General features: G+C 70.9%; 19 protein-coding genes. 8 read left to right on the plus strand and 11 right to left on the minus strand.

The window, feature by feature from the left end; all coding sequences use genetic code 11:
* Nucleotides 1–125 precede the first annotated feature (125 nt).
* Nucleotides 126–908 carry an FG-GAP repeat domain-containing protein gene (locus ACGFYP_RS04095; RefSeq protein ID WP_393486166.1) on the minus strand — a complete coding sequence of 261 codons (783 nt, stop codon included), beginning with the start codon at nucleotides 906–908 and terminating at the stop codon, nucleotides 126–128.
* A gap of 28 nt (nucleotides 909–936) precedes the next feature.
* Nucleotides 937–1,317 carry a peptidase inhibitor family I36 protein gene (locus ACGFYP_RS04100; protein ID WP_393486168.1) on the minus strand — a complete coding sequence of 127 codons (381 nt, stop codon included), beginning with the start codon at nucleotides 1,315–1,317 and terminating at the stop codon, nucleotides 937–939.
* A 351-nt stretch (nucleotides 1,318–1,668) separates the two neighbouring features.
* Here ACGFYP_RS04100 and ACGFYP_RS04105 point away from each other — a divergent pair, with 351 nt between their 5' ends.
* Together ACGFYP_RS04105 and ACGFYP_RS04110 are read left to right on the plus strand one after the other, a co-directional pair.
* Nucleotides 1,669–2,685 carry an ISL3 family transposase gene (locus ACGFYP_RS04105; protein ID WP_393486170.1) on the plus strand — a complete coding sequence of 339 codons (1,017 nt, stop codon included), beginning with the start codon at nucleotides 1,669–1,671 and terminating at the stop codon, nucleotides 2,683–2,685.
* Nucleotides 2,686–2,769: 84 nt separating this feature from the next.
* The gene (locus tag ACGFYP_RS04110; protein WP_393486172.1) at nucleotides 2,770–3,057 is read left to right on the plus strand and encodes a hypothetical protein; all 288 of its coding nucleotides are present in this window, start codon (nucleotides 2,770–2,772) and stop codon (nucleotides 3,055–3,057) included.
* 453 nt (nucleotides 3,058–3,510) lie between these two features.
* Here ACGFYP_RS04110 and ACGFYP_RS04115 read toward each other — a convergent pair whose 3' ends face one another.
* Nucleotides 3,511–5,034 carry a right-handed parallel beta-helix repeat-containing protein gene (locus ACGFYP_RS04115; RefSeq protein WP_393486173.1) on the minus strand — a complete coding sequence of 508 codons (1,524 nt, stop codon included), beginning with the start codon at nucleotides 5,032–5,034 and terminating at the stop codon, nucleotides 3,511–3,513.
* Between the two features lie 215 nt (nucleotides 5,035–5,249).
* Nucleotides 5,250–5,753 carry a GNAT family N-acetyltransferase gene (locus ACGFYP_RS04120; protein WP_361967084.1) on the minus strand — a complete coding sequence of 168 codons (504 nt, stop codon included), beginning with the start codon at nucleotides 5,751–5,753 and terminating at the stop codon, nucleotides 5,250–5,252.
* Nucleotides 5,754–5,811: 58 nt separating this feature from the next.
* Between ACGFYP_RS04120 and ACGFYP_RS04125 the strand changes: the two genes are divergently transcribed.
* The 4 genes from ACGFYP_RS04125 to ACGFYP_RS04140 all read left to right on the plus strand — a co-directional run bounded on the left by ACGFYP_RS04125 (nucleotide 5,812) and on the right by ACGFYP_RS04140 (nucleotide 8,805).
* Nucleotides 5,812–6,177, plus strand: coding sequence for a hypothetical protein (locus ACGFYP_RS04125; protein ID WP_361967086.1), 366 nt, complete (start codon nucleotides 5,812–5,814; stop codon nucleotides 6,175–6,177).
* Nucleotides 6,178–6,404: 227 nt separating this feature from the next.
* On the plus strand, nucleotides 6,405–7,508 hold the full coding sequence (locus ACGFYP_RS04130) for an endonuclease/exonuclease/phosphatase family protein (protein WP_393486176.1): 1,104 nt from the start codon (nucleotides 6,405–6,407) through the stop codon (nucleotides 7,506–7,508).
* 7 nt (nucleotides 7,509–7,515) lie between these two features.
* Entirely contained in the window at nucleotides 7,516–7,773 is a 258-nt protein-coding gene (locus ACGFYP_RS04135) for a hypothetical protein (protein ID WP_393487437.1), read from the plus strand.
* Between the two features lie 153 nt (nucleotides 7,774–7,926).
* Nucleotides 7,927–8,805 (plus strand): ornithine cyclodeaminase family protein, encoded by an 879-nt coding sequence (locus tag ACGFYP_RS04140; protein WP_393487440.1) that lies wholly within the window; start codon nucleotides 7,927–7,929, stop codon nucleotides 8,803–8,805.
* A 93-nt stretch (nucleotides 8,806–8,898) separates the two neighbouring features.
* Here ACGFYP_RS04140 and ACGFYP_RS04145 read toward each other — a convergent pair whose 3' ends face one another.
* Both ACGFYP_RS04145 and ACGFYP_RS04150 read right to left on the minus strand, forming a co-directional pair.
* Complete coding sequence (locus tag ACGFYP_RS04145; RefSeq protein ID WP_393486178.1) at nucleotides 8,899–9,480, minus strand: isocitrate lyase/phosphoenolpyruvate mutase family protein; 582 nt, start codon at nucleotides 9,478–9,480, stop codon at nucleotides 8,899–8,901.
* Between the two features lie 106 nt (nucleotides 9,481–9,586).
* The gene (locus ACGFYP_RS04150; protein ID WP_393486180.1) at nucleotides 9,587–10,657 is read right to left on the minus strand and encodes a LacI family DNA-binding transcriptional regulator; all 1,071 of its coding nucleotides are present in this window, start codon (nucleotides 10,655–10,657) and stop codon (nucleotides 9,587–9,589) included.
* A 204-nt stretch (nucleotides 10,658–10,861) separates the two neighbouring features.
* Here ACGFYP_RS04150 and ACGFYP_RS04155 point away from each other — a divergent pair, with 204 nt between their 5' ends.
* Nucleotides 10,862–13,306, plus strand: a complete 2,445-nt coding sequence (locus ACGFYP_RS04155; RefSeq protein ID WP_393486182.1) for a polysaccharide lyase 8 family protein — start codon at nucleotides 10,862–10,864, stop codon at nucleotides 13,304–13,306.
* A gap of 61 nt (nucleotides 13,307–13,367) precedes the next feature.
* On the plus strand, nucleotides 13,368–14,129 hold the full coding sequence (locus ACGFYP_RS04160; protein WP_393486184.1) for a heparin lyase I family protein: 762 nt from the start codon (nucleotides 13,368–13,370) through the stop codon (nucleotides 14,127–14,129).
* A gap of 47 nt (nucleotides 14,130–14,176) precedes the next feature.
* Here ACGFYP_RS04160 and ACGFYP_RS04165 read toward each other — a convergent pair whose 3' ends face one another.
* From ACGFYP_RS04165 to ACGFYP_RS04185, 5 genes are all read right to left on the minus strand, one after another.
* Nucleotides 14,177–14,572 (minus strand): hydrolase, encoded by a 396-nt coding sequence (locus ACGFYP_RS04165; RefSeq protein WP_393486186.1) that lies wholly within the window; start codon nucleotides 14,570–14,572, stop codon nucleotides 14,177–14,179.
* Nucleotides 14,573–14,677: 105 nt separating this feature from the next.
* On the minus strand, nucleotides 14,678–15,100 hold the full coding sequence (locus tag ACGFYP_RS04170) for a hypothetical protein (RefSeq protein ID WP_393486188.1): 423 nt from the start codon (nucleotides 15,098–15,100) through the stop codon (nucleotides 14,678–14,680).
* Between the two features lie 73 nt (nucleotides 15,101–15,173).
* Nucleotides 15,174–15,794 carry an RNA 2',3'-cyclic phosphodiesterase gene (thpR, locus tag ACGFYP_RS04175; protein ID WP_393486190.1) on the minus strand — a complete coding sequence of 207 codons (621 nt, stop codon included), beginning with the start codon at nucleotides 15,792–15,794 and terminating at the stop codon, nucleotides 15,174–15,176.
* Entirely contained in the window at nucleotides 15,791–18,301 is a 2,511-nt protein-coding gene (locus tag ACGFYP_RS04180) for a SpoIIE family protein phosphatase (RefSeq protein WP_393486192.1), read from the minus strand. The genes thpR and ACGFYP_RS04180 overlap by 4 nt, the downstream gene beginning before the upstream one ends.
* On the minus strand, nucleotides 18,298–20,472 hold the full coding sequence (locus tag ACGFYP_RS04185; protein WP_393486194.1) for a SpoIIE family protein phosphatase: 2,175 nt from the start codon (nucleotides 20,470–20,472) through the stop codon (nucleotides 18,298–18,300). The genes ACGFYP_RS04180 and ACGFYP_RS04185 overlap by 4 nt, the downstream gene beginning before the upstream one ends.
* Nucleotides 20,473–20,603: the final 131 nt, after the last annotated feature.

A 20,603-nucleotide genomic window follows, 5' to 3' on the forward strand; every position in this document is an offset into this window, starting at 1 on the left:
CCGCGGCACCGTGACGGCTGTGCCCGGGCAGACCCTCACCTGCGGTCTGCCCGGGCACTTATGCGATGAGAGCCAGGCCTGTCCCAAGCAGGTCGCAGGGGGTGGCCAAGCCGTTCAAGGGTGGGTCAGAAGGCGGTGGTGCCCTCCAGAGCCCACCAGGATCCATTGGAGTTGTCGACCCTGCGCAGGCCGCCGCCGGGGAGTCCTTGGTACTGGTAGAGCCAGGCGCCGTCGGACGCTTCCAGGTCGGGTCGTCCGTCGCCGGAGGTGTCGCCGACGCCGAGGATGTGGTCCATGGAGTTCCAGCCGCCGGTGCCGATGAGCTTGCGGGTGCCGAGGGTCCGGGTTGAAGTGCCGGGGTAGAGCCACAGCTTCCCTGTGGCCTTCTCCCGGGCAACCAGGTCGTCCCGGCCGTCGCCGGTCATGTCACCAGCGCCGACGAGGGCGTTCATGGTGTTCCAGCCGCCGGTGCCGATGAGCTTGCGCGCGCCGACGCCCCCGCTGCTGGTACCTGGGTAGAGCCACAGCTTCCCTGTGGCCTTCTCCACGCCGAGAAGGTCGGAGCGGCCGTCGCCGGACAGGTCGCCGAACGCGGCGAGCAGGCCCATGGCGTTCCAGCCGCCGGTGCCGATGAGCTTGCGCGCGCCGATGCCGCCGCTGCCGGTTCCGGGGTAGAGCCAGAGCTTGCCGGTGGCGCTCTCGCGGGCGATCACGTCCTCGCGGCCGTCGCGGCTGAAGTCACCATGGCGCACGAGGGCGTTCATGGCGTTCCAGCCGCCGGAGCCGACCAGGCGCCCGCTGCCGTTGCCGGGCATGAACCACAGACGCCCGGCTGTGTCACGCAGCACGGCGTCCGCGCGCCGGTCGCCGTTCATGTCGCCGAACCCGCCGACCTTCGGCGACGTCACCGTCTCCCAGGAGGGATACGGCTCCGCCTCACACTCGCGCAGCGTGGGCACGATCTTGATAGCTGGTCTCAGCGCTACCGCCGGTGGTCGGATAATTTTGGTCGGGGGTGTCCCATGAGTACCCGCCGGCGCGTCCGTAGTTTTGCTGGTCGTACATGCAGACGTTCGAGCCGGTGCGGTTGTATCGCAGCTGGATCTTGTTGTCCCAGCTCCCCAGGGTGGGCACGCTCGTCTTCGTCTTGAACATCGAGCCCGTGCCGTTGGTGTTTGTCCAGGCACAGAAGTAGCCCTTGGGGCAGTCACTGGTCGCCGCCTGCGCGGGCGTCGCGCCGGCTCCGAGCAGCCCGAGCGACGTGAGCCCCAGCGTCGTGGCCAGCGCGGCCGTGCGCTGAAGCAGAATGTTGCGCATAGATTCCCTCCCTTACGCGGCACGGAGAAGAGTCTCGACGTGCCGCGCCACGAAGGTATCCCAGCCTACGGACAGCCGATCAGGCGCCTCGGAGGTGGTTGCGGCTTTGTGGCGGCGCCGTCCGCCAGTCGGTGACCGGGCGCGGCCCCCAGCTCCGAATATCGCGCACCTGGATTGACGCTCCCCGCCAGCTGGGGCCTGGCTCTGTTCACGAGAACGGGTTCTGGCTCAGGCTCTGTGATCCGTGCGCTGCGAGTGACCGATGAACTCCCGTTGACTTATTGGGAGTTGTCTCAAAACGAGCAGTGGCAGGAGTGAGTGGCCCAACAGTTCGGAGCTGTGAAAGAGGTCATGCTCCGGCTGGAGGAGCTGCTGTTCCCGTCGATCGACGACGTCGCGGTGCTGTCGGTGGACGTGAACATCGCGATAGTGCGTGTTGATGCGCGGTGCACCGCCGCGGGTGCCTGGTGCCCGGGTTGCGGAGCGTGGTCCAACCGGGCCCACGGCTCCTACCTGCGGTTTCCCGCTGATGTTCCGAGTGCGGGACGAAGCGTCGTACTCCAGCTGCGGGTCCGCCGGTTCACCTGCCGGAACGCCCAGTGCGGACGCCGCACGTCCGTCAAGCAGATACCCGGCCTGACCCGAAGGAACGGCCAGAGGACCGAGCGGATGCGCTCGACCCTGGCCGCGATCGGCCTCGCCCTCGCTGGCCGGGCCGGCGCCCGCCTGGCCCACGTCGTCGGCGTGCCGATCAGCCGCAGCACCCTCCTTCGGCTGGTCGACGCACTTCCCGACCCTGAGGTGCCCGCCCCGCGAGTGGTCGGCGTCGACGAATACGCCACCCGCAAGGGCCGCCACTACGGCACCGTCCTCGTGGACGTCGAAACCCGGCGGCCCGTCGACCTGCTGCCCGACCGGGAGTCATCGAGCCTGGCCGCGTGGCTGGCCCAGCGGCCCGGAATCGCGGTCGTATGCCGGGACCGCGCCCCATTCTTCGCCGAGGGCGCCACCGCCGGTGCCCCGCAGGCCGTGCAGGTCGCGGACCGGTGGCATCTCTGGCACAACCTCGGCGAGGCCGCCGAGCGAAGCATCGCCCAGCACCGCCAGTGCCTGCGCGTCCTGGTGCGTGAGACACCTGAAACGGCCGAAGCGGAGCCCGACGCTGCGGAGGAGTCGTCCGGCTCGCCGCGCCCGACCGGTCACCGGTTCGCCGAACGAACCCGAACCGTCAAACGGTACGCAGACGCCGCCAAGCCGGAAGGCCTCTTCACCGGTCGGTGGCAGGCCCGGACCTCCGTCCTCGACGAGTACAAGACCTACCTCGACGACCGCTGGAACGAGGGCTGCGCCAACGCCTGGAAACTGTGAGAAGAGATCGTCCCGCTCGGCTACAAAGGCAGCTACCAGCGCGTTCGCGCCTACCTCCGCCAGAAACGCACCTCACCACGGCCCGTGACAGCCCGACCGCCCTCGCCCCGGGCCGTCGCCGGATGGATCCTCCGCCGCCCGGAAACCCTCTCCGAGACCGAACACCTCCACCTGAAGAACGTCCGGGTCAACTGCCCTGAGATCGACGCACTCACCAGGCACGTCCGGTCCTTCGCGACCATGCACACCGAGCGCCGGGGCGAGCGACTCCCGGACTGGCTCGACGCCGTCAGACTGGACAACCTGCCCAGCCTCCACACGCTCGCCGCGGGCATCGACCGCGACCTCGACGCCGTCATCGCCAGCTCCTGAACCGCTCGCCGGTCGAACCGGCCGTGGATGTCGCTCCCCTGCCCGCGCCGCCGTCGGAGTCCTGGCTCGTCGAGCCGGCCGACTCCGGCTGCGCCGTCGGGCCCGGTTGGGACGCGGGGCGGTCGTACGAGCCCGGCGAGACGGTCACATACGCCGGCGAGCAGTACACCGCCACGTTCTACTCCACCGGTGCCCACCCCCGGCGACCCCATCTCGTGGGCCGTCTGGCAGCACGACGGACCCTGCTCAGCCCGGGCCGCTCCGCGCCCGCCCGTTCCACCCGCTCGCCCGCGGCCCGGTGCCCCCGTGCGCCTGGCCGCGGGCGGCCGCCCGCCTCCGGACCCGGATCCTCCAGCCGCGGCACCGGGCGGGGGGCCGGTCGTCTCCGACGTCGGCCGAGCTCCGCCCGGGCACCGAGGCTGGATGTCCGCCGCTCGCCCCGTCCGTGGGCGGCTACTTCAGGTCCGGGCGCTGGTGGGCGCCGATGTCGGTTGGGCCGTGCAGGCGGTTGCCGAAGTAGTCGTGCCTGCCGGGGTTCTCGATCGGGGTGCCCGCGCCGAGGGCCGGGGAGTCGGGGCGGAGCCGTAGGTCACCCGGGGTGTCCGGGGTCGCGTCGAGGAGCCGTGGGTCCGCCGTGACGGCCCTGGTGTCGCTCGCCGGGACGGTGCCCACGCCTACGTAGAGGTTGTGGTCGTAGGTGTTCAACGTGTCGCTGATGGGGGATCCGCCTTCGGCGGTGCTGACGAAGATGTTGTTGCGGAAGGTGACCCCGCCCTTGCCGCTGTCGCTGACCATGGCCGTGCCTGTCTGGTCGGTCACGACGGTGTTGTTGTAGACCTGGGTGTTGGTGGTGGGGGCCGGACAGACCACGGAGATCACGCCGTAGGGCGGGCTCCAGGTGTTGCGGTCGTTGATGCTCACGTTGTAGCGGAAGACGTTGTCGGACGTCTTCATGCCGGTGGCGTTGCAGACGAGGAGGAAGCCGCCCTCGTTGTCGTGGCTGTAGTTGTACTGGTAGACGTTCCGGTTGTTTCCGCCGTCGAAGTCGAAGGCTTGCGAGTCGAGCGTCCCGTGGCCGCCGGTGACCTCGTTGTACTGGTAGACGGCGTCGTCGAAGTTCCACGCCCAGATGCCGACGTTGTAGCCGGCCGAGCGCATGTTGAACCCGTCGACGTAGTTGTGCTCGACGAGCGCGTGGTGGCCGTGCTGGAGCACGATGCCGTCGCCGCCGACGTCGACGACCTTGTTGTTGCGGATCGTGAGGTCGGTGTTGGGTGCCCAGCCGGGTGCGCTGCTGAGGGGGTGCTCCGGACGCTTGCCCCAGCTGGAGGCGGTGGCTATGCCGGTGCGGTCCACGTGCTTGACCGTCGAGTCGGTGACCGTGATCCCGTCGAAGCGGGTCGGGGTCGCGGTGCCGGCGACGACGAAGAGGATGCCACCCGAAGGGTCCGGGTCCTTGTGGTCGGAGCCGTTGACGTCGTGCACGTCCACGTCGTCGACGACGTAGTGCTCACCCGTACCGAAGTCCGTCAGGCGGAACAGGATGCCGGCACGGCGCTCCTGCGGGCCCGGCGCGGCGCCCCTGTTGGAGACGTCGAGGTTGCGCAGCTCCCACTGCTCGACGTTCTCGAGGAGGACTGCCGCGCGGGCACCGCCGCCCTGGATGCGCGGCTTCGCGCCCTGCCCGTACGCGTCGACCCGGACCGGAGCCCCCGGGGCGCCCGAGCCACTGGGTTCGAACACGCCGCCACAGCTGGAGCCGCGCTTGAACAGGATCCGATCGCCGGGTCCGTAGGTGACGGAACTCGCCTTCGCCGGCGAGTCCCAGGCCGAGCCCGGGGACCTGCCGGAGGCGGTGTCGGAACCTGAGCCGCAGTCGATGTAGTACGTCGTGCCGACCTGGCGCCCGGCGTCGCCCTGCTGCACGCTCGCCTGGGCGGGCAGGGCGCCCGTCGTGGCCGAGAGCATCACCGCCATCAGCCCTCTCGTACCCCAACCAGTCATCCGCATAAGGCTGTTCTCCCTGAGTCCTGTCCGGTACTTGGCCGTCGACGGCAGGAGGGAAGACTTTCAGGCGCCCATGGGGCCGGCCCATGCACTGAGCCGGCGAGAACTTGTGTTTCTGTCGCATGAAGGCCCGAAGCGCCCGGAGGCCCGGAGGCGCGATGGGCCCGAAGGCCCGACCTCGTGCCTTACGGCAACGCGCGTGTGAGCCACACCACTTCACCGCTGTCCTCCGTGGACACGTGATCCCGCTCGAACCCGAGCTTCTCCAGGACGCGGAACGACGGTGTGTTCCACGCGCCGACGGTCGCCCAGAGCCGTGTCCGCCCGGTCGCGGCAGCGGCGTCGAGCACCGCGCCGGCCGCCTCGGTGGCGTAGCCATGCCCGTGCGCGCGCTGGAACAGTTCGTACGCGATTTCAGGTTCTTCCAGGGTGGAGCGGCCGATGATCAACCCGCAATAGCCGATGAAGTCGCCTTCGTCGCGGCGCTGGATGGGCAGCAGGGCGATGCCTGTCGTCGCCGTTGCGGTGAGCAGTTTCGCGATCTCCTTCCGGATGTGCTCGACCGTGGGCGTCCCCTTGCCGCGTTCGGAGAGGAGGGCGGCGAACTCGGCGGCGTCCGACTCGGCCCACGGCCGCAGTATCAGCCGCTCGGTCTCCAGGTGGAACGACATCGTCTCGTACGTAGACATGCTTCTACTCTGCCCGAAGCGTCACCACGGCCTACGGCTGGAGTACTAGGCTCCGGGGATGCAACGAGCCGAGGTCCTGAAGCGCGTGATCGGCATCCTGACGGAGGCCGAGGAGATTCGTCGTGCCGCGGAGGCCGGTGAGGACGAGGACGACTCGGAGCTCGGATCCACGGTGGTGACGCAGATGTTGAATGAGATGCTGCCCACCATCAGCGTGCCGGCCGATGCCGCCCCTCAGGAGGTGGCCCGGATCGTCGCCCGTGCTCTTGGTCCGGCTCTGCAGACCATGATCGCCGGCTTCACTCTCGCCTATACGAGTCTCGCCATGGCGCACGACAGGGGGCAGACCGACGTCTCCTCCGCCGAGGTGTTGCAGACGCTGGCGTTCCAGGTCGAGGCCGGGCTGTTCGACGAAGGTCACTGACCCTGCCCTAGTACGGGGGTGAACGCGCCGGAGCCGCCTGCCCCGGCCATGATCCGCCGGACAGGCCCTCGTCACGGGCGTGGTGGTGTACGGCGCGGACATGGGGAGCACCTCGCGGATTCCCCCCAGCTTCACCCGTTGTACGCGGAACGCCTCGACACTGCGTCCGAGGCCGCGGCGATCTTCGCTCGGGGCCAATGCTGTGTGACGTTTTACGGAGGTCATGAATGATCAGGCGACGTGAGCTGCTCGGAGTGGTCGGCGCAACGGTCGGTGCGGGAGTGGTGGGGGCCGGTACGGCCCAGGCCGCGTCCCGGGGTGGTCGGCCGCAGCCGTCGCACCGGACCCTCAAGGTCCTGCAGTTCAACATCTGGCTGGGTGGCAGCCGGGTGCCGGGCGGCCGGGCCGGGATCGCCGACACGATCGCCGCGGTCGAGCCGGACGTCGTCATGCTCAGCGAGTCGAACCCGGAGCGGGTCGCCAACACCCTCGCCGATCTCGCGGACCGCGGGCTGATCTACTACGACAACCAGAACCCGACCGACCCCGCGGTGATCTCGCGCTACCCGATCATCGAGCACCAGTCCTTCCCGTACTGGTCGAAGGCGGTCATCTCGGTCGACGGCACGGAGATAGCGGCCTACTCCGGGCACCTCGAGTACCGCTACTACGCCAACTACCTGCCTCGCGGTTACGGCGGCGGTACGCCGGCGCCCCTGGAGACCTCCGAGTACGGCTGGGACGAGATACCGACCGGGCCGATCACCGACGTCGACCTGATCCTGCGCCTCAACGAGGCGTCCCGTCGTACCCAGGTGACGGAGACGGTCCTCGCGGACGCCGCGAAGGAGCGCCGCCGTGGCCGGCTCACCATGCTGGCGGGCGACTTCAACGAACCGTCGCACCGCGACTGGACCCGCCGCACGCGGAACCTGTTCGACCACAACGGCACCGTCGTCGAGTGGACGACGACCAAGGCGATCGAGGACGCCGGGTTCCGCGACAGCTACCGCGAGATCTACCCGGACCCCGTTCGTACGCCGGGCTTCACCTGGCCCAGTGACAACCCGGGGGCCGAGCCGGGGCAGCTCACCTGGGCACCGAAGGCGGACGAGCGGGACCGGATCGACTTCATCTTCTACCACCCTGACCGGCGGCTCGACCTCCTCGACAGCGTGATCGTCGGCCCGTCCACCTCGATCGTGCGCAACGAGCGGGTGGAGGAGTCCGGACGGGAGACGTTCCGGGAGCCGAGCTGGACCTGGCCGACCGATCACAAGGCGGTGCTCAGCACCTTCCGGGTGTCCGCCGGTCACCGGCACGACCACTGATCAGGCGATCTCCCTCTTCGCCGAGTGGTCCGGCGCCGCCACGACCCGACCGCCCTCGGGCGCCCACGAGTTCCAGGACCTTCCCTCCGGGAAGCCCGTCACGCTCCTCGGCTCCGTCCTCGGCGGCGACCACCCGGGGCGGCGGGATGCCGAAGAGATCACCGTGTTCAAGTCCACGGGCCACGCCGCCCTGGACGTCGCCGCCGCGCATGTCGCCTACTCCGTGGCCACGGCCCGCGGATGGGGCATCCGCGTCGAGAGGTAGGCGACTGAGCAGCAGCTGGGGGTGGAGGCGAGGGGACCGCAATGTACCGTGTGACATTGCATGGATCAGGGTTCACCGTCATGGAGGGAGGACTACGTGACCGACCGCACCACCCCCGTCATCGGAGCCGGTGAGGTGCGTTCCGCCCTGCCGATGAGCGTGGCGATCGCCGCCATCCACGAGGCGCTGCGGGGCGGGCTCGATCCCGAGACCGATCCGGCGCGTGACGTGGTGTCCGTGGACGCCGGCCAACTGCTGCTCATGCCCGCGCAGTCGACTCGGTACGCCGGGGTCAAGGTCGCCCCGGTGGCGCCGGGCAACCCCGCCCGCGGACTCCCCCGCATCCAGGGGGCCTACCTGCTGCTCGACGCGGTCACGCTCACGCCGCTGGCCATCCTCGACGCGGTCGAACTGACCGCCGTCCGCACCGCCGCCGTCTCCGCCGCGGCCGTCGACCTCCTCGCCGCACCGGACGCGGCACGCCTCGTCGTCTTCGGTTCAGGACCGCAGGCGCACAGCCATGTCGAGGCCCTGCGCGCCGTCCGCCCGCTCCGCCACGTCTCCGTGATCGCGCGCAACGAGCGGCGGCGGGAGGAGTTCATCCGGCGGTACGAGGGTTCAGGCCTCGTCGTCGAGGCCGGAGACGTCGGCGCGGTGGCCGGCGCGGACCTGGTCGCCTGCTGCACCACCGCCCGCACCCCGCTCTTCGACGGCACGCTCCTCGCCGACCACGCCACCCTGGTCGCCGTCGGCTCGCACGAGCCGGACGCCCGCGAGGTCGACGAGGTGACGGTGCGTCGCTCGACGGTCGTGGTCGAGGCTCGCTCCGCCGCCCTGCGCGAGGCCGGCGACATCATCCAGCCCGTCCGGGCAGGGCTGTTGCGCCCGGAGGAGCTCCATACCCTCGCCGAACTCGCGCGTGGCGACGTCCCGACCGAGCATCACCGCCCGCGACTTTTCAAGAGCGTCGGCATGGCGTGGGAGGACCTTGTCCTCGCGGGGGCCGCCTACGAGGCCGCCAGGACTGGATGACCACCGTGACAGCGGAAGACGGGGTCCTCCCGGCGCTGCCTTCGTTCTCCGCGCGTCCCGCCCCGCCCGCCCGACGCCGCCCTCGTTTGCGTTTCAGTCCGCCGGGCCGGACAGGAGCAGCGCGTTGAGAGTGGGGTGGTCGAAGTCGCCATCCAGCGTGGTCGTCGTGCCCTTCTCCAGCAGTTCGTGGGCGGCCCGGCCGACCAGGCCGTACGCCGCCTCGGCGATGGAGGATCCCGCGCTGATGCGCGCGGCTCCCGCTGCGGCGAGTTCGGACACGGGGAGTGCGCCGGGTCCGGCCAGGACGTTCACGGGTAGGGGTTGGGAGCCTACGAGCGTCTTGACCGTCCGGGCGTCCGGTGTGCCGAGGACGAAGATGCCGTCCGCACCGGCCGCCGCGTAGGCGTGGGCGCGGGCGAGCGTCTCGTCCAGCCAGGCCGTGCGGTCACCGGGCGGCAGGCGGTGCGTGTCGATGCGGGCGTTGATGAACAGCGGGATGCCGGTCTCGTCCGCGGCCTCGCGGGCCGCTGCGATCCGCTCGGCCTGCTCGGGGACGGGACGCAGGGTGTCCTCCAGGTTGATCCCCACGGCTCCGGCCGCGAGAACGCCTCGTACGGTCTCGGCGACGCCATCCGGGTCGGTCGCGTAGCCCCGTTCGACAAGAACTGTCGCCATGGGCGACATTGCATCACGAGCGCTCATGCCCGAGGCGATGGCCGCGGTGACGGCACCGCTGGCCGCTGTCCTGTCATCGCACCGGCAGAGGCAGGCACCCAGCCCCTCAGTCGCCGCTCGACGAGCGTGCCCTGAGCTGAGGGAGGACGAAGAGCCGGTGCCTGGGGGCGTCCGGCTGGTCGAGTCTGCGTACCAGCAACTCCACTGCGGATGCGCCGACTTCGTGCTTCGCGGGCGCGATCGCGCTCAGCGGGATGTCGGCGAGCCCCGCCACCTCGTCGTCGTACGCCACGATCGCGACGTCGCCGGGAACCTGGACGGACCGCGCGCGCAGCCGCCTCAGCAGCGCGAGCGCCTCCTTGTCGGGGTGGGCGATGACGGCGTCGACGCGGCCGTCCGCAACGGCGTCGAGGAGTTCCTCGAACGGGCCGTCGTACTCGGGTCTCCCGGGTCCCGTGTCCGGGATGTCGAGGACGGATGCCGGAAGAGGCGCTTCGAGGCCGGCAGCGCGTACGGCGCCTTCGAAGCCCTCGATGATCCACTGTGCGGTCGGGCTCGTCCCACGGACGAGCAGCACGAGGCGACGGCGGCCCACCTCGACGAGATGCCGCACGGCCAGGCGAGCTCCGTGGACGTGGTCGGAGACGACATGGTCGATCCCGACCACCTCGTCGGCCTCGGGGCGGCGCTCCACGATCACGACGGGGACGGGCAACTCCTCGTACCAGCCGCGCGGTCCCGTCGGAACCACCAGCAGTCCGTCGATCCCGTCGCCGATCATCCGCTCGACCTGCGCGCGTTCCTCGTCCGCGTCGTACCCGGAGATGTCAAGGACCAGGCGGACGTTCCGGGTGGCGGCGGCTTCGCGCGCGCCCTTGATCACCTCGGGGTAGTAGTAGTCGGCGGACGGCACGATGAGGCCGATGACGCGCTCCCGGCCACGGGCCGACGCGACGGGACCCGCCTCCGCGCCGGCGGTCTCCGCCCAGGTCTCGGGCAGCACGGCCCCGCCGTGGACACGGGCGACCAGGCCGCGGTCCGCGAGGATCTCCACGTCACGGCGGACGGTGACAGGAGACACGCCCAACTCGGCCGCGAAGTCGCTGACCCGGAGCGAGCCTTCTTCCCGCACCCTGCGCAGGATCGCCTGGTGCCTGTGTTCCGCGTGCACTGTCACGCTCCCCTCCGCCGACGCCCCAGTTCAAGCGCAGTGTAGCGACCCTTGGATCGATTCTGTCTGTTTACTTTCGAATGGACAATCAGCGGCTGTTCCTGTCCGAACTGTTGCTGTCCTGCTTTTCTGCGTGTTAGAAACCCCACGCTTACGAGCCAGCGACAGCGCCGAGGCAACGACGCGCTCCTCCCGTAAAGGTCGTCTCCCATGCCATCTCCCTGGCGTCGCCGCACATTCCTCCAGGCCACGGGTGGGGGCGCGCTCGCCCTCGGGCTCACGGGAACGCTCGCGCACCCGTCCGCAGCCGCCTCCGAAGTCACCGGGGCCGACGGGACGTTCACCACGGCGTCCGACGCGGAGTTCGACGCGCTGCGCGGCAAGTGGCGCGACCTCGTCCTCGGTACGGGCTTCAGCCCGACGGCGGAGCCGTTCCGGACCATTCTCACCAACCTCGGTACGAGCGCGTCCGGATACGCGGCGACCATGGCGCCCGCGAGCGGTTCGCTCTGGCCCGGGCGCTCCTGGACCGACCCGGAGCCCGACCTCGACGCGGAGTCCTACGCCTTCTCCGCGGTGATGAACGAGAGCTACAACCGGCTGCGCACGATGGCCGAGGCGTACTCCCAGCCCGGCACCGGACTGACCGGCGACCCCGGCCTCCGCGATGCCGTCCTCACCGGCCTCGACCACCTCTACGCGGAGGTCTACAACGAGAACACCGCACGGTACGGCAACTGGTACAACTGGCAGATCGGCGCCCCGCAGGCGCTGATGGACACCTGCGTGCTGATGTACGAGCACCTGTCGGCCGCGCGGATCGCCGACTACTGCCGGGCCGTGGACGCGTTCGTGCCGGATTCGGTCTTCGCCTCGTACACGGGCACCAGCACCGGCGCCAATCGGGTCGACCTGTGTCGCGGGGTCATCCTGCGCGGCATCGTCGGCAAGGACACGGGCAAGATCGCGCTGGCGTCGCAGGCGCTGACCCCGGTGTTCCCGTACGTCACGTCGGGCGACGGCTTCTACGACGACGGATCGTTCGTCCAGCACCGCAACGTCCCGTACATCGGCGGCTACGGCTCCGTGCTCCACGACGGTGTCGGCCGGCTGCTCGCGCTGCTGCGCGGGTCGAGTTGGGAGGTGACGGGTTCGGGCACGCAGCTCTTCCTCGACACGATCGAGAAGGCGGTCGCACCGTTCATCTACAACGGTCTGATGATGGACAACGTCAGCAGCCGGGGCATCAGTCGCATCGGCACCAACGAACACCAGCGCGCCCACGGCCTCATGGCGACGATTCTGCTGGTCGGCCAGGGGGCGAGCCCCGAGGAGAACGCCCGTTGGCGCGCGATGGTCAAGGGCTGGCTGCAGCGCGACTACTACTACCCCGCGCTCAAGAACCCCGGCCTGAGCCTGATCAGGGCCTCACTCCTGCAGGCGCTGCAGGACGACACCTCCGTCACGGCCGCCCCCGAGCCCGTCGAGCACCGCCTCTTCCCCAACATGGCACGGGCCACCCACCGCCGTCGTGACTGGGCGGCCTCCTTCTCGATGGCCTCGAACCGCATCGCCCACTACGAGTTCGGCAACGGCGAGCACGCCCGCGGCTACCACACCGGCGCCGGCTGGCTCTCCTGGTGGGGGCGCGACTTCGGTCTTGAGCAGTACTCGGACGCCTACTGGCCCACCGTCGACCCCTACCGCCTGCCAGGAATCACCGCGTCCCGCAAGCCTCTCGCGGACGGCGAGGGCGGCAACTGGGGACAGCCCATGCCGGACGCGGCCTGGGTCGGCGGCACCACCGACGGCGAGTACGCCGCCATCGGCCAGCACCTCAAGGGCATCTCCAGCACCATGGACGCCAAGAAGTCCTGGTTCTGCCTCGACGACTCCATCGTGTGCCTCGGCGCCGGCATCACCTCCGCCGACGGCCACGCCGTCGAGACGACCGTCGACAACCGCGCCCTCGGCGCCGCCGGCGCGCCCGCCCTCACCGTCGACGGCGAGGCGCAGCCCCTGACACAGGGCTGGACGGCCACCTTCGACAACGCCCAGTGGGCCCACATCGCCGGACAGGCGGGCTATGTCTTCCCCGGCGGGGCGAAGCTGAGTGCCGTACGCGAGGAACGCACCGGCTCCTGGAGGGACATCAACACCGGCGGCTCCCCCGACCCGATCACCCGCCGCTACCTGACCCTCTTCACCGACCACGGCACCGATCCGACGGACGGCGACTACGCCTACGTCCTGCTGCCCGGAGCCAGTGCCAGGACCACCGCCCACCGCGCCTGCGACCGGGGATGGCTGCGGATCCTCGCCAACTCCGCCGACCAGCAGGGCGTACGCGTCCAGAAGCTGGGCCTCACGGCGGTGAACTTCTGGAGCGCGGGCACCGTCGACAGGCTCCGGGCGAGCGCCCCCGCCTCCGTCCTCGTACGGGAGCACCGCAACGGCACCGCGACCGTCGTCGTCTCGGACCCCGCGCGCCAGGCCACCTCCCTGGACATCGTCTGGAACCGCAGGGTCGGCAAGGTGCTCTCGAAGCCCGCCACGGTCACCGCCGCCACGACCGGCTCGTCGCTGAGGCTCACGTTCGGCGACCTCACGGGTCAGGCCGGCGCACCCCAGAAGATCACGGTCCGCCTCGGCTGACCCCGCGGACGGGACGTGGCCGCCCTGTCCCTCGTTCTGCTCTCCCCCATCGGAGGAATCCATGCATCACAGCAACGTCCGGGGCATCCCCCGCTTCTCCCGCTCGGGTGGGCGGCCGCGGCGCCGGCGCGGGCGGCTCTTGGCCCCCGCGGCCCTCGCCGCGGCACTGGCGCTCGTCCAGGCGACCCCCGCGCACGCGGCCGTCGAGTGGGACGGCGACGCGGACAACGGAGGCACCGCCGTCTTCGCGTCGGTGCTCTGCGACTCCCCTTCGTACGTGTACCAGCCCAACTGGAACGACGGCCGAGGAAAGATCTTCGGCTTCACCAAGGCGGCGGGCTCCGAGCGGTGCGAGGGCCACGGCATCGCCGGCCGCACCCTCACGTCCGGCAGGACGTACTGGTTCGGCTGGGAGTCCATGACCAAGACCGGCAACGCCCAGACCATCTTCCAGTGGAAGTCATGGGGAACAGGTGACGAGCACGACCAGAACTACCCGGTGATCATGAAGGTCGAGCACAGCCGGCTGAAGATCTGGTATGTCGCCCCGGGCGAGCAGTGGATCTCCGTCGGCAGCGTCGCCTGGACGCCGGCCACCTGGAACAAGATCGAGCTTGGCATCAACGCCCAGACCTCCACGAGCGGTTCCTTCGCCCTGTACGTCAACGGCCAACTGGTCGTCGACCGTCAGAACGCAAGGACATGGGACCTCCGGGGCAACGTCCCGCGCTGGGGCTCGTACGGCTCCACCATCTTCGACGTCGAGTCGGTCCACTGGGTCGACGGCCTGAAGATGGGCACGACCCGGGCCGACGTCGACTGAAGCGACGCGTCCGGGAGGCGGTGCCGGCCGGGTCGTCGTGTCGGCGACTACGGACCGGCCGTGCGATCCCGCTCGTGGTCGCCTCCGGCGGTCGGATGTCCGGCCGGACGGATGCTCCGCTTCGCGCCGATGAAGACGCGGTAGCGCTGCCGTGTCGCGAAGTCGGCCGGACTCCATACGGCCGGACGTCCTACCTCCGCGCTGAGGTGGAGGACCGCGTCGGGGCCGACCGAGACGCCGACGTGCGCGCCGTAGGGGTCCTCCGTGGCGTTGAAGAGGAGCAGGTCGAGCGGCTGGGCGGCCGGCACGTGAGCTGTGGCTGTGGTGTCGTGCCACAAGTCGCTGGACCGCAGGGCCGGGACGGCCAGGCCGAAGTGCCTGAGCACCTCATAGGCGAACAGTTGGCAGTTGGCGCCCGCCTCGAGACCGGGGCGGTTGGTCACCGCAGCCGATCCCGGGAAGCGGGAACCGATGTGCCGGACGGTCCAGAAGGCAGTCGGTATCTGGGAGAGGAGCGGTTCCATCTATCTCCGTCATCGCGCGGACGATCAGGCGGGGGTGAAGAGGTCTGCGGGTGCCTCGTCGAGGACGAATCCGTTGTCGAAGCGGACTCGTACCGTCACCCGCTGCTGCTCCTGGTAGCTCTCCCAGGCGGGCTTCAGCGAGGCGACCTGCTCGTCCAGCTGCTTCCTGCTGCCCGGTGGCATCTGGTGGCCGAAGTCGTCGAGGAGCGACTTGAGCCTTTCGTACTCGCGGACCTCCTGGCCCTTCTCACGCCGGTGCTCGTTCATCCGCTCGACGGTGCCCGAGATGCCCGCGCCCAGGGCCAGAAAGCCCGCACCCCACCCCGTGTCCCGGTCCGTGCCCGTGTCCGAAGCCGGGTCCGTCGAGGAGTCGTCGGCCCGGGAGACCTGCCCGGAAAGCCTCAGGTCCTCCGCCAGCTTCACCCGCTGGCCCTCTGTCAGAGTCATCTGTCCTTCGTCTCCGCTCGGCCTGGCCCCGCAGCCCTGAGATGCCATTGTCCGCCCGCTCTCCTCCCCCCCTTCAGCGACCGCCGCCGAAGCGCCAGGAGTCGACGTCGCGGTAGTGGATCGGGCCCGGGCCCCGGGCCGTGTTGCTGGCGACGAGGTGGAGGCGTGGGGTCGACCAGGGATGGCCGGTGAAGTCGTCGAGGTCGGAGGCGGCGTCCACCACGCACGTGGGGTCGTTTCGACGAGCACGGGCCAGCGTGAGGTGCGGGCGCAGCGGGCGGTCCGCGAGGGGGATCCCGCACGCCTTGACCACGGCGCGTACCTCGGAGGCCAGCAGGTGCAGGCCTTCGAGGTCGCCGTCGGTCCCGGTCCACAGCACCCGTCCGTCGAAGTGTCCGCCGCCGCGCAACGCCAGCTCCAGGGGGCTGCGTACCGCCGCCAACTCCGCGAGCGGCGGCTGGAGGAGCCGTACGGTCGCGACCGGGAGTTCTCCGAGGAACGCCAGAGTGATGTGCCAGTCCTCGATGCGGTTCCACCGCATGCCCGGGTAGGCCTCGTAGGCGGGCTGCAGCGCCCGGGCCAGCTCCGCCTTGGCGTCGTCGGGCGGCGCGAGGGCTATGAAGGCCCGGACGGTCGAGGTCTGGTTCTGATCGTTCACGGAAGCCTTCGTATCGCACCGCTCCGGTCGGGTCATCCGGGGGGTCCGAACTCCTGCTCCGCCCAGATGGTCTTGCCGCTCCGGCTGTAGCGGCTGCCCCAGCGGGTCGTGAGCTGAGCCACCAGGTAGAGGCCGCGGCCGCCCTCGTCGGTCAGCTGGGCCCTGCGCATGCGGGGGTGGGTGGCGCTGGGGTCGGACACTTCGCAGATCAGCCGGCCCGCGCGGATCAGCCGTACCTTGACCGGCCCGCCGGCGTACCGGATGGCGTTGGTGAGCAGTTCGCTCAGCACCAGTTCGGTGGTGAAGGCCAGCTCCTCCAGTCCCCACGTGCGCAGTTGTTCCTCCGCGGCCGCCCGCATCGTGCCCACCGCCGCCGGGTCGGCCTCGACCTCCCAGGCGGCCACGTCCTCGGCCGGTACGCCTCGGGTACGGGCGAGCAGCACGGTGACGTCGTCCCCGAGTCCGGCGGCGGGACGGCCCGCGACGATCTCCCTGCCGAGGTCGCGCAGAGGCCCGACGAGGGAGCCGGGGCGGGCCAGGTGGCCGGACAGTTCGGCCATCCCCGCTTCCAGGTCGCCGTCCCGGTTCTCGATCAGGCCGTTGGTGTAGAGGGCGATGACGCTGCCGGGGACCACCTCGGCCTCCGTCGTCTCGAACGGCAGACCGCCGACACCGAGCGGCGGACCTGGGTCGACCGGCAGGTACGAGACGTTGCCCTGCGGATCCGCCACCGCCGGCGGTGGATGGCCGGCCGATGCCACCACGCACGTCCGGGACACCGGATCGTAGATCGCGTACGCGCAGGTCGCGCCCGTGGAGGAGGAGGAAGGGTGGCGGTCGCGCCATCCGTCGTCCCCGCGGTCCCGGCCTTCGCCCGCGGAGTCCTCGTCGTCCTCCTCCGCCGGGTCCTCGGGTTCGGCGACCAGCTGGGCGACCAGATCGTCGAGGTGGGTGAGCAGTTCGTCGGGTTCGAGGTCGAGATCGGCGAGGGTGCGGACGGCCGTGCGCAGTCGGCCCATCGTGGCGGTGGCCGCGAGTCCGTGGCCTACGACGTCCCCCACGACCAGCGCGATCCGCGCGGAGGACAACGGAATGACGTCGAACCAGTCTCCTCCCACGCCCGTCGAGGTGTTGGCGGGGAGGTACGTGCCCGATGTGGTCGCCGCGACGGTCTCGGTCTGTGTCGGCGGCAGCATGCTGCGCTGCAGGCCGACGGCTGCCCGGTGCTCGCGCGCGTAACGGCGGGCGTTGTCCAGGGCGAGGGCCGCGCGGTCGGCGATGTCGCGCAGGAGGTCGTGGTCGGGCTTCTCGTACGGTCCACGGTCGGCGTGCCGGCCCACCGACACCCGGCCGAGGACCATTCCTCTCGCGCGGAGAAGAGCGGTCATGGACATCGGGTAGCCCCCGACGTCGGTCCCTGTGTCGGTGACGGCGCCTGTTCCGGTGTCGGTGCCGGTGTCCGTGATCGGGGCTGCTACGCGGACCACGGTCGAGGCCGGCGGGGCCTCCCCCTTCGCGGGCCGTCCGGCGACGGCCGTACGGCGCAACAGCAGGCGGCCTTCCTCGTCGGGTACCGGTTCCTCGCCCACGGACACGGTGTCCGCGATCTCCACGACGGCCAGTTCGCCGAGACCGGGTACGAGCGCCGCGGCCAGTTCCGCACACGTGTCCTTGACCGAGAGCGAACCGCCGACCGATGCCGTGGCGTGGTGCAGCAGGGCCAGGCGCTCGCCGGAACGGCGTAGTTCGGTGACGTCGGTGAAGAGGGCGGTGAGCCCCAGGACCCGGCCGTCGGGAGCCTGCAAGCGGAACGCCGAGATCGTGATGAACACTCCGCCGGCGGGATCCTCGACGGTACGCAGGATCTGTTCGACCCCGACCATTGGCCGGCCCGTGCGCAGAACCCCGCGTAGCTGCTCCTCGACCGCCTCCGCGTCCCCCGGCCACAGGAAGTCCGACAGGCGGCGCCCCCGCAGGTCGGGCGGTACGCCGGTGTAGGGCAGGAGGTGGGTGTTGGTCCGGAGGAGCCGGAGCCCCGGGTCGAACACGGCGAGCCCCACCCGGTCCTGGAGGAAGAGCTCGTTGACGAACGCCCCGTCCTGGTTCCAGCGGGTGGCCAGGGCCGCCGGGGCCGCCAGGACGAGGCACAAGGCCTCGTCTCCGGCCCGGTGCTCCTCCCCCGCACCGCCGTGCCCGTGCCCGTCGGCGTCGCCGTCGCCGTCGGTGAGGCCGAACGTCTTGAAGACGACGGGCAGGGCGTCGCCCCCGGCGGTACGCAGCACGGCCTCGCCGCGCCGTTCCCCCTTGGCGTACGCCTCCACGAGCGCCGTCCAGGAGAGAGGGTCCGCGAGGAGTGCGCGCGCGGGTCGGCCGATGACGTCCGCGGCGGACCGGCCGAGCAGCGCCCGGGCTTCCGGCGTCCATCCGCTCACCCTTCCCCTGGTGTCGAGCAGGGCGGCGGCGGTCTCCTCGGAGAAGGGCGGGAGGTCGTCACCGGGGACGTCGGGGACGCCCGGGACGTCGGGGACCGCGGTGCCGTTCACGGTGCCGCCTCCTTCCGGCCGTCCTCGTGGTCCCGAGCGTGGTCCCGTGCGTGGTCCTCGCTCCCGTGGGCCTGTTCCTGGTCCGCGCGCGGCGGGGGTTGGGCGCGGGCGATGAGCAGGGCGACGTCGTCGTGGTCGTCAGGGCGTCTCAGCGCGCCGAGGAGCAGGTCACAGGTCTCCTCAAGAGGCAGGGAGGAGGACTGCGCGAGCAGGTCGGTGAGGGCGGCGAGGCGGACGTCGATGTCCTGGTCCCGGGTCTCGACCAGGCCGTCCGTGTAAAGGACCAGGTCGTCCCCGGCGCCGAACGGGATCTCCACGGTCTCGAAGGGGACTCCGCCCACGCCGAGGGGCGCGCCCGTGGGCAGGTCGAGCAGGCGCGGTGCCAGCCCTGCCGGCACGTGCACGGGCGGAGGATGCCCGGCGCAGGCGAGGCGGCAGCTCCTCCGGTGGGGGTCGTACACGGCGTACACACAGGTGGCCATCGCGTCGTCCAGATCGGCGGCGGTACGGTCCAGCTGGTTCAGGATCACGGCGGGGGCGAGACCGAGTCCGGCGAGCGTGTGCGCGGCGGTGCGCAGTTGCCCCATCGTCGCGGCCGCGTTGATCCCGCTGCCCATGACGTCACCCACGACCAGGGCCGTCTTGTCGTCGGGCAGCGGGATGGCGTCGAACCAGTCCCCGCCGACCTCGACCGCCGCCGACGCGGGCTGGTAGCGGACGGCGACGTCGAGCCACTTCAGGCGTGGCGGGCCGTGCGGGAGCAGGTGGCGCTGGAGGACGAGTGCGGCCTGGCTCTGGTGCCGGTACCAGCGGGCGTTGTCGATGGCGACGGCCGCGCGGGCCGCCAGCTCCCCCGCCAGCAGTACGTCGTCCTGGTCGAACGCCACCGAGTTGCGGGCGCGCTTCAGGTCGAGCACGCCGAGGACGACACCGCGGGCGCGCAGGGGGACGGCGAGGTAGGAGTGGACGCCCGCCTGCCGCAGGAGTGCCGCGGCGGTGCCGTCACGTGCGATCCGGGCCAGGTCGCCCTCCGTGACGTGCTCGACGAGGACGGGTCGGCCGGTCCTGGCGCACCGGGTGACCAGCCGCTCCGTGTCGTAGCGGGCCGGTTCGCCGACCGGGTCGGCGGCCGCCTCGGCCGGGCTGGGGTACGCGGCCTTCACCGCGAGCGCGCGGAACACCGCCGTCCCCGGGGCTGCCCTGGTGCCCTGGAGGTGCGGCCCGGCCAGCATGGAATCCAGGACGTCGACGGCCGCGATGTCGGCGAACTCCGGCACCACCAGGTCGGCGAGTTCGTGAGCGGTGAGGTCCAGGTCGAGTGTGGTGCCGACGCGCTCGGATGCGTCCGCGACGACCGCGAGGCGGCGCCTCGCGCGCGCGGCGGCCTTGGCCGCGTGGTGTTGGTCGGTGATGTCCACGACCGACGCGGCGACCCCGATGACGAGCCGACCCGGGGTCTGCAGGCGGTAGAGGGACATCGACCAGACCCGCTCCCTTCCGCCGGAGTCGACGGGTCCCCGCAGGGTCCGTGCGAGGACGGGAGTTCCTGACCGCAGCACCTCTCGGAGCGTCGATTCCAGCGCGGCGACGTCGGACGACGCCGCGACCTCACGGAACGTACGGCCCAGATGGCTGGCGGCCGGCCTGCCGTCGATGCGTTCCAACGCCGGGTTGACCAGAACGAACCGGAGGTCGGGATCCAGGACGGCCAGGCCGATCGGCGAGTGGGCGACCAGTCGGGAGGAGAGGGAGAGGTCCTGTTCCACGCGCCCCACGGTGGTCCGGTCGGAGACCAGACCCAGGGCGTGGAGCCGTCCCTGATCGTCCTGGAGCCGGGTGCTGTGGATCTCGACCGAGATCGTGCGGCCGTCCTTGTGCCGTGCGGGGAAGACGCCTGCCGAAGGTCCGCCGCCCGCGATCACGCGCTCGAACAGGGACAGTGCCAGGTGCCGGTGCCGGTCCTCGACCAGGAGCCGCGCGGCGGGCCGGCCCAGAGCCTCGTCCGCCGGGTATCCGAAGACCGTCTCCGCCTGCGGGCTCCAGAGGACGATGTGCCCGTTCGCGTCCAGGACGATGGCGGCCACCCCGAGCACGTCGAGGAGACCGCCTGGTTCCCAGGCAAGTTCGATGCCCGCCGCGTCCGGGCCGGCAGGAAAGGCCGCCGCGCTCATCCAGACCGCATCCCTCCTCAACGCCCCCGCGGCACGCACCCCGCCCGCGTACGCGTGCGGAGCGGACGCACAGCTCCCCTCCATCATCCCGCCGCAGGGGCGGACCGCCAGTCGTCACGCCCGGGCCCCAG

This window comes from Streptomyces sp. NPDC048370 (assembly GCF_043200825.1).
Classification (GTDB): domain Bacteria; phylum Actinomycetota; class Actinomycetes; order Streptomycetales; family Streptomycetaceae; genus Streptomyces.

Excerpts from the sequence above, each read along its gene's own strand:
- ACGFYP_RS04100 (WP_393486168.1), bottom strand. The coding sequence starts at position 1,317 with ATGCGCAACATTCTGCTTCAGCGCACGGCCGCGCTGGCCACGACGCTG.
- ACGFYP_RS04105 (WP_393486170.1), top strand. The coding sequence starts at position 1,669 with ATGCTCCGGCTGGAGGAGCTGCTGTTCCCGTCGATCGACGACGTCGCG.
- ACGFYP_RS04115 (WP_393486173.1), bottom strand. The coding sequence starts at position 5,034 with ATGGCGGTGATGCTCTCGGCCACGACGGGCGCCCTGCCCGCCCAGGCG.
- ACGFYP_RS04120 (WP_361967084.1), bottom strand. The coding sequence starts at position 5,753 with ATGTCTACGTACGAGACGATGTCGTTCCACCTGGAGACCGAGCGGCTG.
- ACGFYP_RS04125 (WP_361967086.1), top strand. The coding sequence starts at position 5,812 with ATGCAACGAGCCGAGGTCCTGAAGCGCGTGATCGGCATCCTGACGGAG.
- ACGFYP_RS04130 (WP_393486176.1), top strand. The coding sequence starts at position 6,405 with ATGATCAGGCGACGTGAGCTGCTCGGAGTGGTCGGCGCAACGGTCGGT.
- ACGFYP_RS04140 (WP_393487440.1), top strand. The coding sequence starts at position 7,927 with ATGAGCGTGGCGATCGCCGCCATCCACGAGGCGCTGCGGGGCGGGCTC.
- ACGFYP_RS04145 (WP_393486178.1), bottom strand. The coding sequence starts at position 9,480 with ATGGCGACAGTTCTTGTCGAACGGGGCTACGCGACCGACCCGGATGGC.
- ACGFYP_RS04155 (WP_393486182.1), top strand. The coding sequence starts at position 10,862 with ATGCCATCTCCCTGGCGTCGCCGCACATTCCTCCAGGCCACGGGTGGG.
- ACGFYP_RS04160 (WP_393486184.1), top strand. The coding sequence starts at position 13,368 with ATGCATCACAGCAACGTCCGGGGCATCCCCCGCTTCTCCCGCTCGGGT.
- ACGFYP_RS04170 (WP_393486188.1), bottom strand. The coding sequence starts at position 15,100 with ATGACTCTGACAGAGGGCCAGCGGGTGAAGCTGGCGGAGGACCTGAGG.
- thpR (WP_393486190.1), bottom strand. The coding sequence starts at position 15,794 with ATGACCCGACCGGAGCGGTGCGATACGAAGGCTTCCGTGAACGATCAG.
- ACGFYP_RS04185 (WP_393486194.1), bottom strand. The coding sequence starts at position 20,472 with ATGAGCGCGGCGGCCTTTCCTGCCGGCCCGGACGCGGCGGGCATCGAA.